Annotated in this window: 11 protein-coding genes and 1 tRNA gene; 7 read left to right on the top strand and 5 right to left on the bottom strand. The window is 48.5% G+C overall.

The genetic code is table 11. From position 1 onward, the window contains the following. The 3 genes from HMPREF3022_RS03845 to porB all read left to right on the top strand — a co-directional run. Nucleotides 1–2,023, top strand: a 2,023-nt coding sequence (locus HMPREF3022_RS03845) for a YadA family autotransporter adhesin (protein WP_210399654.1), incomplete at its 5' end; no start/stop codon positions are given. A gap of 155 nt (nt 2,024–2,178) precedes the next feature. Further along, nucleotides 2,179–4,800, top strand: a complete 2,622-nt coding sequence (pepN, locus tag HMPREF3022_RS03850) for an aminopeptidase N (protein ID WP_049330742.1) — start codon at nt 2,179–2,181, stop codon at nt 4,798–4,800. A gap of 325 nt (nt 4,801–5,125) precedes the next feature. Beyond that, nucleotides 5,126–6,241 carry a trimeric porin PorB gene (gene porB, locus HMPREF3022_RS03855; RefSeq protein WP_049330741.1) on the top strand — a complete coding sequence of 372 codons (1,116 nt, stop codon included), beginning with the start codon at nt 5,126–5,128 and terminating at the stop codon, nt 6,239–6,241. 285 nt (nt 6,242–6,526) lie between these two features. Here the strand turns inward: porB and ilvC are convergent, their stop codons facing one another. From ilvC to HMPREF3022_RS03880, 5 genes are all read right to left on the bottom strand, one after another. After that, the gene (gene ilvC, locus HMPREF3022_RS03860) at nt 6,527–7,540 is read right to left on the bottom strand and encodes a ketol-acid reductoisomerase (protein ID WP_049330739.1); all 1,014 of its coding nucleotides are present in this window, start codon (nt 7,538–7,540) and stop codon (nt 6,527–6,529) included. A gap of 60 nt (nt 7,541–7,600) precedes the next feature. Then, nucleotides 7,601–7,894 (bottom strand): putative quinol monooxygenase, encoded by a 294-nt coding sequence (locus HMPREF3022_RS03865; RefSeq protein WP_049330738.1) that lies wholly within the window; start codon nt 7,892–7,894, stop codon nt 7,601–7,603. Between the two features lie 66 nt (nt 7,895–7,960). Continuing rightward, a complete protein-coding gene (gene ilvN, locus HMPREF3022_RS03870) occupies nt 7,961–8,452 on the bottom strand; it encodes an acetolactate synthase small subunit (RefSeq protein WP_003748480.1) in 492 nt (163 codons plus the stop codon). Between the two features lie 10 nt (nt 8,453–8,462). Further along, the gene (gene ilvB / locus HMPREF3022_RS03875) at nt 8,463–10,190 is read right to left on the bottom strand and encodes a biosynthetic-type acetolactate synthase large subunit (RefSeq protein ID WP_004521033.1); all 1,728 of its coding nucleotides are present in this window, start codon (nt 10,188–10,190) and stop codon (nt 8,463–8,465) included. Between the two features lie 389 nt (nt 10,191–10,579). Next, a tRNA-Leu gene (locus HMPREF3022_RS03880) sits at nt 10,580–10,664 on the bottom strand. Nucleotides 10,665–10,948: 284 nt separating this feature from the next. Between HMPREF3022_RS03880 and HMPREF3022_RS03885 the strand changes: the two genes are divergently transcribed. The 4 genes from HMPREF3022_RS03885 (at nt 10,949) to hisD (ending at nt 14,483) form a co-directional block, all read left to right on the top strand. Further along, nucleotides 10,949–11,611: an SCO family protein gene (locus HMPREF3022_RS03885; protein ID WP_003680035.1), complete on the top strand. Its 663-nt coding sequence runs from the start codon at nt 10,949–10,951 to the stop codon at nt 11,609–11,611. 80 nt (nt 11,612–11,691) lie between these two features. Next, on the top strand, nt 11,692–12,345 hold the full coding sequence (gene hisG / locus HMPREF3022_RS03890) for an ATP phosphoribosyltransferase (protein WP_036473098.1): 654 nt from the start codon (nt 11,692–11,694) through the stop codon (nt 12,343–12,345). A 48-nt stretch (nt 12,346–12,393) separates the two neighbouring features. Further along, nucleotides 12,394–13,119: an oxygen-insensitive NADPH nitroreductase gene (gene nfsA, locus HMPREF3022_RS03895; protein ID WP_004521037.1), complete on the top strand. Its 726-nt coding sequence runs from the start codon at nt 12,394–12,396 to the stop codon at nt 13,117–13,119. Between the two features lie 71 nt (nt 13,120–13,190). Further along, nucleotides 13,191–14,483 carry a histidinol dehydrogenase gene (gene hisD / locus HMPREF3022_RS03900; RefSeq protein WP_039862559.1) on the top strand — a complete coding sequence of 431 codons (1,293 nt, stop codon included), beginning with the start codon at nt 13,191–13,193 and terminating at the stop codon, nt 14,481–14,483. Nucleotides 14,484–14,551 lie beyond the last annotated feature (68 nt).

The raw sequence follows: 14,551 nt of genomic DNA on the forward strand, positions 1-14,551 counted from the left end.
AACCGTAGCCGGTGGCGCACAGCTGAAACTGGCCGATGTATTGAATGTTGGTCAAGCTGCTCCGGTGAAAATCGATGGTGATAAAGGCGAAGTCAGCGGCTTGAGCAATACGACTTTGGGTGGCAGTGACTTTGCCCAAGGCAAACGTGCGGCGACTGAAGAGCAGCTGAATGCGGCCCAAGATCAGTTGGTGAATGTGTTGGGTGGCAATGCGGCCAATAATGGCGGCAACATCAGCATGACCGATATTGGCGGTACTGGTGAGAACAACATCCACGATGCGATCAAAGCCGTTAATGCAACTGCCAATCTGCCTTTGACTTTCGGCGGCGATAGCGGCAAAGACGTTGAACGCAAACCGGGTACGAAGCTGAATATTGTTGGCGGTCAAACCGATGCAGCCAAACTTTCAGACGGCAATATCGGCGTTGTAGCGAATGGCTCTGATAAGTTGGAAGTTAAATTGGCTAAAGACTTGGCAGTTGACAGCGTGAAAGCCGGCGATACCACAGTCAATACTGACGGCGTGAAAGTTGGCGATGTCAATCTGACTAAAGCCGGCTTGAACAACGGCGGCAACAAGATTACCAACGTTGCAGCCGGTACCGATGATACTGATGCGGTGAATGTTGCTCAGTTGAACAAAGCTGCGGCTGCGGCTAAGACAGAAGTCGTTCAAGGCGATAACATTGTTGTCACTCAGGATGTCGGCGCCAATGGCCAAACCATTTACAAAGTGGCTACCGATAAAAACCTGAAAGTCGACAGCGTTACCGCAGGTGATACCGTGATGAATAATGACGGTGTGAAAGTTGGTGATGATGTTGCATTGAACAAAGACGGCTTGAAAGCAGGCGATGTGAACCTGACCAAAGCTGGCTTGAACAATGGCGGCAACAAGATCACCAACGTGGCAGCCGGTACGGATAACACCGATGCAGTCAATGTTTCTCAACTGAAACAAGCTGCGGCGGCATCTAAAACTGAAGTCGTTCAAGGTAAGAACATCGTTGTGACTGAAAAAACAGGTGACAAAGGTCAGACCGTTTATGAAGTTGCTACAGATAAAGACTTGGACGTTGACAGCGTGAAAGCCGGTGATACTACTGTTAATAATGATGGTGTGAAAGTTGGTGACGATGTTGCATTGAACAAAGACGGCTTGAAAGCAGGCAAGGTAAACCTGACTAAAGACGGCTTGGACAATGCAGGCAATAAAGTAACCAACGTAGCTGATGGCGACGTCAACGCCAACAGCAAAGATGCAGTCAACGGCAGCCAGTTGTACGCAACCAATCAAAACGTAGCCAACAATGCTGCGACTATTGCCAAAGGCATCAACTTCGGCGGTACGACCGGCAGCAACAACTACGCATTGGGTGACACCATCAATGTCAAAGGCGACAGCAACATCATCAGCGAAACCGTAGCCGGTGGCACTCAACTGAAGTTGGCTGACGAGATTAGCGTGAAGACAGTGAATGCCGATACCTTCAAAGCAGGCGATACTGTGATGAATAACGACGGCGTGAAAGTCGGCGATAAAGTTGCGTTGAACAAAGACGGTCTGACCGCAGTCAATACCGTGGTCAATAACGATGGCGTAACCATCGCTGCGCCGACTGAAAACAATCCGAACAACCAAGTCAAACTGTCTCCTGTCGGTCTGAACAACGGTGGCCAACGCATTACCAACGTGGCTCCGGGTAAAGACGGTACAGACGCGGCAAACGTGAATCAGTTGATTGGTTTGGGTACCGAGTTGCAGAACAACATCAACCAAGTAGGTAAGAAAGCCTACGCGGGTGTGGCCGGTGCGATTGCCCAAGGCTCGATTCCGCAAGTAACCCGTCCGGGTGCTACCGGTATCGGTGTCGGCAGCGGCTACTACGGTGGTCAGTCTGCCATGGCCATCGGCGTATCTGCGATGAGCGACGGCGGCAACTGGATTGTCAAAGGCAACTTCTCGGCCAATACCGACGGTCATGTCGGTGTCGGTGCCGGTGCGCTGTATCAGTGGTAAGTTGGCAATGACAGGCAACTAGATTTGCTGCCTGAATAGGGAGGCCGTCTGAAATTTTAGGTTTCAGACGGCCTTTTTTTCTGAAAACACTTGAATTTAGGCTATCTGAAACGATATGCTTCATCTATTTACCGCATGACTCTGAAAGAGAACAAATGAGCAAAACCATCCATTATTTGAAAGACTACGCCGCGCCAGCTTACCGTATTCTGAAAACCGACCTGCATTTCGATATTTTAGAACCGCAAACCATCGTCAAATCCAGTCTGACCGTTCAACCTGAAAGAGCAGGGGAGCCATTGGTATTGGATGGATCAGCAAAACTGCTGTCTGTGAAAGTAAACGGTCAGGCCGTAGATTATGTGTTGGAAGACGAAAAATTGACGATTGCAGGCGTGCCGTCTGAAAACTTCACGCTGGAAGTAGAAACCGAAATTTTGCCGGCTGAGAACAAATCTCTGATGGGTCTGTATGCTTCCGGCGGCAACCTGTTTACCCAATGCGAACCGGAAGGTTTCCGCAAAATTACCTTCTACATCGACCGTCCGGATGTCATGTCTAAATTTACCACCACGATCGTTGCAGACAAAAAACGCTATCCGGTGTTGCTGTCTAACGGCAATAAAATCGATGGCGGCGAGTTTTCAGACGGCCGTCATTGGGTGAAATGGGAAGACCCGTTTGCCAAACCGAGCTATCTCTTTGCTTTGGTGGCAGGCGATTTGGCGGTAACGGAAGATTATTTTACGACCATGAGCGGCCGTAAGGTCAAAATCGAGTTCTACACCACTGAGATAGACAAACCTAAAGTCGGTTTTGCAGTGGAATCGTTGAAAAATGCGATGAAATGGGACGAGACACGCTTCGGTTTGGAATACGACTTGGATATTTTCATGGTCGTTGCCGTGGGCGATTTCAATATGGGCGCGATGGAAAACAAAGGTTTGAATATTTTCAATACCAAGTTTGTGTTGGCCAACAGCCTTACTGCGACCGATACCGACTTTGAAGGCATTGAATCTGTTGTCGGCCACGAATATTTCCACAACTGGACGGGCAACCGCGTGACCTGCCGCGATTGGTTTCAATTGTCGCTGAAAGAAGGTTTGACCGTATTCCGCGATCAAGAGTTTTCCGGCGACCGAGCCAGCCGCGTGGTACGCCGTATCGACAATGTCCGCATGCTGCGCTTGTTCCAATTCCCAGAAGATGCTGGCCCGACTGCGCATCCTGTCCGCCCGGCCAGCTATGAGGAGATGAACAACTTCTACACCATGACCGTTTATGAAAAAGGTGCAGAAGTAGTGCGCATGTATCACACCTTGCTCGGGGAAGAGGGCTTCCAAAAAGGCATGAAGCTGTATTTCCAACGCCATGACGGTCAGGCTGTGACTTGTGATGATTTCCGTGCAGCAATGGCAGACGCAAACAGCATCAATCTTGATCAGTTCGCCTTGTGGTACAGCCAAGCCGGTACGCCGGTTTTAGATGCTCAAGGCCGTCTGAAAGATGGAGCGTTTGAATTGACCATTAAACAAACCATTCCGGCCACGCCCGATATGGCGGACAAGCAGCCGATGATGATTCCGGTCAAAACCGGTTTGCTGAATGAAAAAGGCAAAGCGGTTGAGTTTGAATATCAAGGCAAACGGGTGAAAGAGGCGGTTTTGGTATTGACTGAAGCCGAGCAGACTTTTGTGTTGGGCGGCGTCAATGAGCCGGTTATCCCGTCTCTGTTGCGAGACTTTTCTGCACCGGTTACCCTGAACTATCCATACAGCGAGCAAGAATTGGCCACTTTACTGGCTGCAGATGAAAATGAGTTTACCCGTTGGGAAGCTGCTCAAACCTTGTACCATCGCGCCATTAACGCCAACCGACAGGCATTGGCGGAAGGCCGTCCTTTGCCTGAACACAAAGCATTGATGGATGCTTTGGCTTTGGTGGTTTCCGGTAACTTTGATCCGGCATTCCGTGCAATTTTGCTGCAAATGCCGTCTGAAACCGATGTATGGGCGGAAGAAGAAAATATTGACCCGATTCAGGTGCATCAAGCGCGAGAAGCTTTGCTCAATGCCGTTGCCGTCAAGTTCCTGCCTCAATGGCGCGAGCTGAACCGTCAAGCTGCCGAGCAAGAAAACCAAGCCGATGCTGCTGTTCGTTATGAATACAGTCCGGAACTGGCCGGCTGGCGCACTTTGCGCAATGCTTGCAGGGCATTTATCCTTCGTGCTGACGCAGCGCATATCGAACACGTTGCGGAGAATTACGAAGCAATGGCGCAAAATATGACTCACGAATGGGGCATCTTATCTGCAATCAACAGCAATGAAAGCGAAATTCGCGATCGCTTGTTGACGCAATTTGCCGATAAATTCGCCGATGATGCCTTAGTAATGGACAAATACTTTGCCCTGATTGCTTCAAGCCGCCGCAAAGATACTTTACAGCAAGTTCAGACGGCCTTGAGTCATCCTAAGTTCAGTATTGAAAACCCGAACAAGGCCCGTTCTTTGTTGATCAGCTTCAGCCGCAATATTCCGCACTTCCATGCAGAAGACGGCAGCGGCTACCGATTTATAGCCGATAAAGTGATGGAAATCGACCGCTTTAACCCGCAAGTTGCCGCCCGACTGGTGCAGGCTTTCAACATCTGCAACAAATTGGAAGCCAACCGCAAAGCCGTCATGACTAAAGAATTGCAACGCATCAATGCACAAGAAGGTTTGTCCAAAGATGTGGGCGAGATTGTCGGTAAGATTTTGAATGAAAAATAAATCTTGTTTGTTGACCTTATTGTAATTTGACAATAGGGATAGATAGACTAAAGGCCGTCTGAAACCGATTGGTTTCAGACGGCCTGGGGCCTTTGTAAAAATCCTCTTTTAGAAAAAAGATATTACAGAATAAACGACTACTTTCCATATCTAGTCTGTCTGTAAAAAACAACGTTTCCTAGCAAAAATCACTCAAAACAAGAGGAAAATTTGTTTTCCTAGGCCATAACCTTTATATTATGGTCATGGAATCGTTGAAAGAGAACGATATCGTAATAAGAAGAACGAATGCTCGCTTCTTCACACTTAAAAAAGGAAAACAGCAATGAAAAAATCTCTGATTGCCCTGACTCTGGCGGCTCTGCCTGTTGCAGCTATGGCTGACGTAACTCTGTACGGTCAAATTAAAGCTGGCGTTGAAGTATCCAAAGTAAAATTGGGTGAACAAACTGCTGCTAAACTGGGTCACGAGAAAAGCTCTAAAACTGCTACTGAAATCGCTGACTTCGGTTCACGCATCGGTTTTAAAGGCCACGAACACTTGGGTAATAACCTGAATGCTATCTGGCAAGTTGAACAAAACACTTCTATCGCAGGTGGCGACAAAGAGTGGGCTTCTCGCGAATCTTTCATCGGTTTGGAAGGTGGCTTCGGTAAAGTTCGTGCCGGTAAACTGGACTCTACTGTTAAAAACACTAGCGACAATGTTGACCAATGGGAAAGCAGCAACGGCGCTTTGAACATGTCTGTATTTACCCGTGTTGACGAGCGTGCAGTATCTGTACGTTACGACACCCCTGTATTCTCAGGCTTCAGCGCAAGCGTACAATACACTCCACGCGACAACGCTAACCCTTCTGACAAATACACTCACAACGACGCTACCCGTGACACTTACTACGCTGGCCTGAACTACGAAAACTCTGGTTTCTTCGGTCAATACGCTGGTGGTTTCCGTAAAAACGCCGTTTCTGAAAAAGACGGTCACGTACACCGCTTGGTAGGTGGTTACGATGCTAACAACCTGTTCGTGTCTGTAGCCGGTCAATACGCTAAAAACTGGGAAACTTTGGGTGACTACGCCGAAGCTCAATCTAACGGCGTTGTAAATTCTGCCACTACTAACGCTTCTAACGTAGTATTTGGTACTGCTGCTGCCTTGGATAGCCGTCCTACTGAAACTATCGAAGTTGCTGCTACTGCCGCTTACCGCGCTGGTAACGTAACTCCTCGCGTTTCTTACGCTCACGGCTTCAAAGCTAAAGTTGACGGTCAAAAACTGAAAGGCACTCAATACGACCAAGTTATCGTTGGTGCTGACTACGACTTCTCTAAACGCACTACTGCTCTGGTTTCTGCCGGCTGGTTGCGTGGTGCTGAGTCTGGCCCTCACAAAGTTGAAACTATTTCTGGTTTGGTTGGCCTGCGTCACAAATTCTAATCTTCGGATTAGTATGAAAAAGAGCCTGTTTTATGCAGGCTCTTTTTTTATTCTTATTCCCTACCCTCAACAAAAATTAATTTAAGCATTGATATATAAAAAGGCCTGAGATCTTTGCAAAATTCCCCAAAATCCCCTAAATGTTTTGGTGGGAATTTAAGGAATTTTGGGGAATTTTGCACAGCTTTCGGCCTTGGTAATTGGAATTTATAGTGTATTGGGTTTGCAAATATATAAAAAACCTGCCTGATTGCTCGGGCAGGTTTTATTTTATTGGAAGATAGATTAGTTTTTGTCTTGGTCAACCAGTTTGTTTTTGGCAATCCAAGGCATCATAGAACGCAGTTGAGCGCCAACTTTTTCAATTTGGTGGTCGGCGGTCAGACGGCGACGGGCTGTCATGCTGGCATAGTTGACGGCACCTTCTTGGATGAACATTTTAGCGTATTCGCCGGTTTGGATGCGTTTGAGGGCATTGCGCATGGCTTCGCGGGATTTGTCGTTGATGACTTCGACGCCGGTTACGTATTCGCCGTACTCTGCATTGTTGGAAATGGAGTAGTTCATGTTGGCGATGCCGCCTTCGTAAATCAGGTCAACAATGAGCTTCATTTCGTGCAGGCATTCGAAGTAGGCCATTTCTGGGGCGTAGCCTGCTTCGGTTAGGGTTTCGAAGCCGGTTTTGATCAATTCGACCACGCCACCGCACAATACAGCTTGTTCGCCGAAGAGGTCGGTTTCGGTTTCTTCGCGGAAGTTGGTTTCAATCACGCCGCCTTTGGTACCGCCGTTGGCTGCGGCGTAAGATAGGGCGATGTCGCGTGCTTTGCCGCTTTTATCTTGGTAAACGGCGATCAGGGAAGGTACGCCGCCGCCTTTCAGAAATTCGCTGCGTACGGTGTGGCCTGGGCCTTTAGGGGCAATCATGATAACGTCGAGGTCGGCGCGAGGTACGATTTGGTTGTAGTGTACGTTGAAGCCGTGAGCAAACGCCAATACTGCGCCTTCTTTCAAGTTTGGCTCGATTTCGTTTTTGTATACGATAGGTTGGTTTTCGTCAGGCAACAGAATCATTACAACGTCGGCTGCTTTGGTTGCTTCAGCAACGGTGCGCACGTCGTGGCCGGCTGCTTCGGCTTTTTTCCAAGAGCCGCCTTGGCGCAGACCGATGACGACATTTACGCCAGAATCTTTCAGGTTTGCTGCGTGTGCGTGACCTTGTGAACCGTAACCGATGATGGCAACGGTTTTGCCTTTGATCAGAGAAAGGTCAGCGTCTTTATCGTAATAAACTTGCATTTTATTTCCTTAGTGTAAGAGGGTTCCGGATAATCCGGGTTGAGTTAAAAGTAATAAGGGTTAAGCGGGGACTTGGTTCATCAAGACAATTTCCAATGCTTCGGTTTTTCCTTCGATGGATTTGACGAAGTTTTGGAAATGTTCGCTGGCATTGTGTTCGTCAATAGCTGCTTGGGATTTCCAGCTTTCTACGAATACGAAACGGTTGGGTTTGCAGATTTCTTGGTGCAGGTCGTAGCTGATGTTGCCTTCTTCTGCACGGCTGGCTTTGACCAATTCTTTAAACTGGGCAGCCAAAGCCTCGGTATATTCGGGTTTGACGGTAACTAATGCAACGATTTGGATGCTTGACATGTTTGTCTCCTACTGTTTTTCAGACGGCCTTTGTTGAAAGTAAAAGGCCGTCTGAACGATACAGCGTTAAATTTTCAAAATACGCTCGCCGCGGCCGATGCCAGCTGCGCCTGTGCGTACGGTTTCCAAAATTTGAGCACGACCGACTGTCTCGAGGAAAGAGTCGAGTTTTTCGGTAGAGCCTGTGATTTCGATGGTATAGCTGCGGTCTGTTACATCAATAACGCTGCCGCGGTAGATTTCGGTCAATCGCAGGAATTCGTCGCGGTCTTTGCCGACGGCGCGGACTTTTACCAACATCAGTTCGCGTTCGACAAAACGGCTTTCGTTCAAGTCAACCACTTTGACAACTTCAATCAGTTTGTTGAGTTGTTTGGTGATTTGCTCGATGACGTGCTCATCGCCGTGGGTAACAATGGTCATACGGGACAAGGTTTTGTCTTCGGTTGGGGCTACGGCCAGGGAGTCGATGTTGTAATCGCGTGCGGAGAACAAACCTACCACACGGCTCATCGCACCTGATTCGTTTTCCATCAGAATAGATAAGATATGTCGCATTTCTTTCTCCTTACGCTTTTGCAATATCGCGCATATGCGGCGGCAGAACCATTTCATCCAAACCTTTGCCGTTGCCGACCATAGGCAGTACGTTTTGTTTCTTGTCTGTCAAAAAGTCGAGGAATACCAAACGGTCTTTCTGGTTTAATGCTTCCAACAAGGCGCCTTCGACGTCGGATTTTTTGTCCACACGGATGCCGATATGGCCGTAGGATTCGGCCAGTTTGACAAAGTCGGGCAATGAATCGAAATAGGTTTCCGATTCGCGGTTGCCATAATACAGCTCCTGCCATTGGCGAACCATACCCAAATAGCCATTGTTTAATGTAACGACATTGATGGGAACATTATATTGGAAGCAGGTGGACAGCTCTTGGATATTCATTTGAATAGAGCCCTCGCCTGTGATACAGAAGACGTCTTGTTCCGGAGCCGCCAGTTTGGCACCGAGGGCGTAAGGCAGGCCTACACCCATCGTACCCAGACCGCCGGAATTGAGCCATTGGCGGGGACGCTCGAATGGATAATATTGAGCGGCAAACATTTGGTGTTGGCCAACGTCGGAAGTAATAATGGCTGAGTTTTTGGTAATTTCTGCCAGTTTTTGAACAACGTATTGCGGTTTAATGATTTCGCTGTCGTTTTCAAACCACAGGCAGTTGTGCGAACGCCATTCTTCGATGGTTTTCCACCATTTGTCCAATGAGTCGGCTGAAGGCGCAGTTTCTTGTTTGCCCCACAGATGAATTATTTCGGTCAATACGTTTTTGACATCGCCGACAATCGGAATGTCTACTTTAACGCGTTTGGCAATGCTGGATGGGTCGATGTCGATATGGATGATTTTTTTGGGTTTGTCCAAGAATTTTGACGGTACGGAAACAACGCGATCGTCAAAGCGTGCGCCGATTGCCAAAACGACGTCTGCATTTTGCATCGCCAAATTGGCCTCGTAGGTACCGTGCATGCCCAACATGCCCAAGAATTGGCGGTCGCTGGAAGGGTAAGCGCCCAAACCCATTAATGTGCCGGTACAGGGTACGCCTGTCATGCGGATAAATTGGGTCATTTCCTCGGAGGCATTGCCCAATACCACGCCGCCGCCGAAGTAAACGATGGGGCGTTTGGCAGAAGCCAGCATTTGTACGGCTTTTTTGATTTGGCCGATGTGGCCTTGTACAACCGGTTGGTAGGAGCGGATGAAGATGTCTTCTTGCGGATAGCTGAATTTGGCCATCGCTTGAGTAACATCTTTAGGAATATCGACGACAACGGGGCCCGGACGGCCGCTGGCGGCAATTTGGAAGGCTTTTTTAATCGTATCAGCCAGCTCGCCAATATTGGTAACCAGGAAGTTGTGTTTGACACAAGGGCGGGTAATGCCGACCGTATCCACTTCTTGGAACGCATCTGTACCGATGAGGGAATTGCCCACTTGGCCGCTGATGATGACCAGGGGGATGGAATCGCTGTACGCGGTAGCAATGCCGGTCAATGCGTTGGTTACGCCCGGGCCGGAAGTTACCAAGGCCACGCCGACTTTGCCGCTGACGCGGGCATAGGCATCTGCCGCATGTACGGCTGCCTGCTCATGGCGGGTCAGAATGTGCTTGAATTTGTTGAGTTGGAAAATGGCATCGTAGATTTCGATAACCGCGCCGCCCGGATAGCCGAATACATACTCGACACCTTCGGCTTTGAGACTTTGCACGACGATTTGTGCGCCTGATAATTGCATATTGACCTCTTTTATGCGGTTTCTAACCAATAGGAACAATCCGCCTCACCACAGCACCTGTAATGCAATTCCGCCAAGCAGCGATTTAGGGTACGCGCATTGAAGGAATACGGCGACAGTCAGACTGTCCAAACAATTGGAAAGGAACACAGAGTTTGTGAAAAAGAGTAGAAACGATAACGCAAACCGACTGTTCAATCAAGATAAAATCTTTCATCTTTTAACATTTGAAACGGGAAAATAGATTGAAGGTTGATTTTAAAGAAATAAAAAAACAGTTTTATTGATCTTGGTGTGGATGGATTGTTGACAGTTTGAGTAAGGAGAAGGTTTTTGCAAATGAAGAATAGCAAAAAACCTCTTGACTGAATCAAGAGGTTTTTTAAATTTGGTGCCCAGGGTCGGACTCGAACCGACACACCTTGCGGCGGGGGATTTTGAGTCCCCTGCGTCTACCAATTTCGCCACCTGGGCTAGCGAAGAAGTCGTCATTATAGCGAGTTCTCGAATCTTGTAAAGCAGTAATTGAAAAAAAATCGGATTATTTTTATATTTGTTTGATTTTTAATGAATTAAACTTTTTGTGTTTGATGGTTATCTAAATGGGAGGCAGATTTTTAAAACAAAAAAAGCAGTATTTATCTGCAAAAAGGGCTACATTTAATGTGTTAAACGCGTTAATATGAAGATGTTTTGTTTTTATATCGGCCGGGCGGTTGTTTGGCCTCACTTATTTGAAACGGTTTTGGAGAAAATTTATGCTTTCCGTCACACGAACTTTCTTACTCAGTGCTTTTGCATTGGCTGCTCTGGCTGCTTGTCAGCCTAAAGAGGAGGCCAAGGAGGCTTCTTCGACACCTGCCGCTTCTGCTGCGCCTGCTGCTTCCGGTGAGTCAGCACCCAAAGTGCAAGCGCGTGGTACCGATATGCGCAAAGAAGATATTGGCGGCGACTTTACATTGACCGATGGCGACGGCAAACCTTTCAGCCTGAGCGATTTGAAAGGCAAAGTGGTCATCCTGTCTTTCGGTTATACCCACTGTCCTGACGTATGCCCAACCGAGTTGCTGACTTACAGCGATACTTTGAAACAATTAGGCGATCAGGCTAAAGACGTGAAAGTGGTATTTGTCAGCATCGACCCTGAGCGCGATACGCCTGAAGTAATCGGCAAATACGCAAAACAGTTCAACCCTGATTTTATCGGCCTGACGGCTACCGGCGATCAAAGCCTGCCTGTCATCAAACAGCAATACCGTGTGGTATCGGCTAAAGTCAACCAAAAAGAAGACAGCGAAAACTATTTGGTTGACCACTCTTCAGGTGCATATTTGATTGATAAAAACGGCGAAGTGGCGATTTTCTCGCCTTACGGCAGCGAGCCGGAAACGATTGCAGCTGATGTGAAAACTTTATTGTAAAACCGTAGTTGGGGCCGTCTGAAATGGGTTGTGGATTTCAGACGGCCTTCTTGCTTTTGATACGGCAAAGGAAAAGAAAAATGACCGACACACTTTTAACGATTGCTTTATCCAAGGGGCGAATTTTTGAGGAAACCCTGCCGCTGTTGGCTGCTGCAGGTATTGTGCCTGCGGAAGAGCCGGAAAAATCGCGCAAGCTGATTATTGGTACGAATCATGACAATATCCGTTTGGTAATTGTACGTGCGACCGACGTGCCGACTTATGTGCAATATGGTGCGGCGGATTTCGGTATTGCCGGTAAGGACGTGCTGATCGAGCATGGCGGAGATGGCCTGTATCAACCTTTGGATTTGCACATTGCCTCATGCCGCATGATGGTTGCGGTTAAAAAAGGTTTTGATTACGCCGCTGCATCCAAACCCGGCAGCCGCTTGCGGATTGCCACCAAATATCCCGACATTGCCGCCGAACACTTTGCCGACAAGGGTGTGCATGTGGATATCATCAAACTGTACGGCTCGATGGAGCTTGCGCCTTTGGTCGGTCTGAGCGACGCGATTGTCGATTTGGTTTCCAGCGGCAATACATTGAAGGCCAATGGTTTGGAAGCTGTGGAACATGTGGCTGATATTTCCAGCCGCTTGGTGGTCAACAAGGCGGCGTTGAAAACCAAATATGCGCTGTTGAATCCGATTATTCAGGCATTTGAAAATGCCGCTAAGGCCGTCTGAAAAGTTTTTGGCAAAAGTTGTCTGCCAACCCAGTTTGAAAGCCCTGTCATGATGCAAAGCAAACCGACACTCGATACGATTCTTTCCCATCGTTCCATCCGCAGGTTTACTTTCGAACCGATTGCCGATGAAATCCTCAATACGCTGGTTCGCGCCGGACAACAGGCCTCAACTTCTAACAATCTGCAATGCGTTTCTATAATCCGTGTCTCCGACCTTGTGCTGAGGCAGGAAATACATGAAGCGGCAGGAAGTGCGCCTTATATTGTCCATTGTGCAGAATTTTTATTGTTTTGCATCGATTTTTCCAAACACAAGGCAATGTTTCCCGATGCGCAAATTGATTGGGCGGAAGTAACCCTGATTGGCGCGGTCGATGCAGGCATTATGGCGCAAAACGTATTGCTTGCCGCCGAATCACTTGGGCTGGGTGGCGTGTATATCGGTGCGCTGCGTAATAATGCACAAAAAGTATCGGACGTATTGAACCTGCCGGATTATTGCGTGCCTTTGGTGGGGCTGTGCCTCGGTTATCCTGACCAAGACCCACCGCTCAAGCCGCGCCTGCCTAAGGAAATGGTGTATGCCGAAAACGCCTGTCCGAGCCTGAATGCCGAGGCGGTTGAAGCTTATAATCAGGCAGTGGCGGATTATTATGAGTTGCGCAAGGGCAGTCCTATACCTTGGAAGGAATCGCTGGCCAAAACCTTGGGTAATCCTGTGCGGCCGCATATGTTGGCGTTTTTGCAGAAAAAAGGCTTTTTGAAAAGATAATGTTCAGACGGCCTGTGTGTGGCTGGTGCCGTCTGAAAACAATAGGAACGAAACAAGGAAGAGAGCAAACCATGAAGAAACTCGACACCCAATCCCCTGATTTTCAAGCCGAACTCAAAGCACTGCTTGCTTTTGAAACCGCGCAAAACCCTGAAATTGACCGTATTGTTGCCGACATCTGCGCCGATGTTCAAAAACGCGGCAATGCGGCGCTGATTGAATATACCAACCGCTTTGACGGCACATCCGCTCAAATCATCGATGATTTAATCCTGACGCAAGACGATTTGCAGTCTGCGTTTGAGCGTTTGCCCGAAAACATTCAGACGGCCTTGAAAACGGCTGCGAGACGGGTGGAAAGCTACCATAAACACCAAAAAATGGAGTCGTGGACTTACGAAGACGAAGACGGCACGCTTTTGGGTCAACAGATTACACCGCTTGACCGTGTCGGTATTTATGTTCCGGGCGGTAAAGCCGCTTATCCGAGTTCCGTCATCATGAACGCCATGCCTGCCCACGTTGCCGGCGTGAAAGAAATCATCATGGTCGTTCCCACTCCGAAAGGCGAGCGCAACGATATCGTGTTGGCGGCTGCTTTTGTGGCCGGTGTAACCAAAGTATTTACGGTCGGCGGCGCGCAGGCGGTTGCGGCTTTGGCTTATGGTACGGAATCTGTGCCTCAGGTCGATAAGATTACCGGCCCGGGCAATGCTTTTGTCGCTGCGGCCAAACGACGCGTGTTCGGCGTGGTCGGTATCGATATGGTGGCAGGGCCGTCTGAAATTTTGGTGATTGCCGATGGTACGACGCCTGCCGATTGGGTGGCCATGGATTTGTTCAGTCAGGCAGAACACGATGAAATTGCACAAGCGATTTTGATCGGTACTTCTCAAGCGTATTTGGACGAAGTTCAGACGGCCATGAACCGTTTGATCGAAACCATGCCGCGCCGTGCGATTATTGAAGCTTCATTGGGCAACCGCGGTGCAATGATTTTGGCTAAAGATTTGGACGAAGCCTGTGAAATCGCCAACTATATTTCTCCCGAACACTTGGAATTGTCGGTCGAAAATCCGCAAGAGTGGGCGAAAAAAATCCGCCATGCCGGCGCTATTTTCATGGGACGCTATACCAGTGAAAGCCTTGGCGACTATTGCGCAGGCCCCAACCACGTTTTGCCGACCAGCCGCACGGCGCGTTTCTCTTCTCCTTTGGGAACATATGATTTCCAAAAACGCTCCAGTCTGATTCAGGTTTCAGAACAAGGTGCGCAGAAGTTGGGCAAAACCGCCAGCGTGTTGGCGCATGGCGAAAGCTTGACCGCGCACGCCAGAGCGGCTGAGTTCCGTTTGAAAGACTGAGTGAAACGTTGGTTAAAGTCGTAAGAAATCAAAAAAAGGGCATCTTAACAGATGCCCTTTTTATTGTG

It is taken from the genome of Neisseria sp. HMSC065C04 (assembly GCF_001815375.1).
Taxonomy (GTDB): Bacteria; Pseudomonadota; Gammaproteobacteria; order Burkholderiales; family Neisseriaceae; genus Neisseria; species Neisseria flavescens_D.

Bases quoted from the DNA above. Each gene is read 5' to 3' on its own strand.
- pepN (WP_049330742.1), top strand. From the start codon at position 2,179: ATGAGCAAAACCATCCATTATTTGAAAGACTACGCCGCGCCAGCTTAC.
- porB (WP_049330741.1), top strand. From the start codon at position 5,126: ATGAAAAAATCTCTGATTGCCCTGACTCTGGCGGCTCTGCCTGTTGCA.
- ilvC (WP_049330739.1), bottom strand. From the start codon at position 7,540: ATGCAAGTTTATTACGATAAAGACGCTGACCTTTCTCTGATCAAAGGC.
- HMPREF3022_RS03865 (WP_049330738.1), bottom strand. From the start codon at position 7,894: ATGTCAAGCATCCAAATCGTTGCATTAGTTACCGTCAAACCCGAATAT.
- ilvN (WP_003748480.1), bottom strand. From the start codon at position 8,452: ATGCGACATATCTTATCTATTCTGATGGAAAACGAATCAGGTGCGATG.
- ilvB (WP_004521033.1), bottom strand. From the start codon at position 10,190: ATGCAATTATCAGGCGCACAAATCGTCGTGCAAAGTCTCAAAGCCGAA.
- HMPREF3022_RS03885 (WP_003680035.1), top strand. From the start codon at position 10,949: ATGCTTTCCGTCACACGAACTTTCTTACTCAGTGCTTTTGCATTGGCT.
- hisG (WP_036473098.1), top strand. From the start codon at position 11,692: ATGACCGACACACTTTTAACGATTGCTTTATCCAAGGGGCGAATTTTT.
- nfsA (WP_004521037.1), top strand. From the start codon at position 12,394: ATGATGCAAAGCAAACCGACACTCGATACGATTCTTTCCCATCGTTCC.
- hisD (WP_039862559.1), top strand. From the start codon at position 13,191: ATGAAGAAACTCGACACCCAATCCCCTGATTTTCAAGCCGAACTCAAA.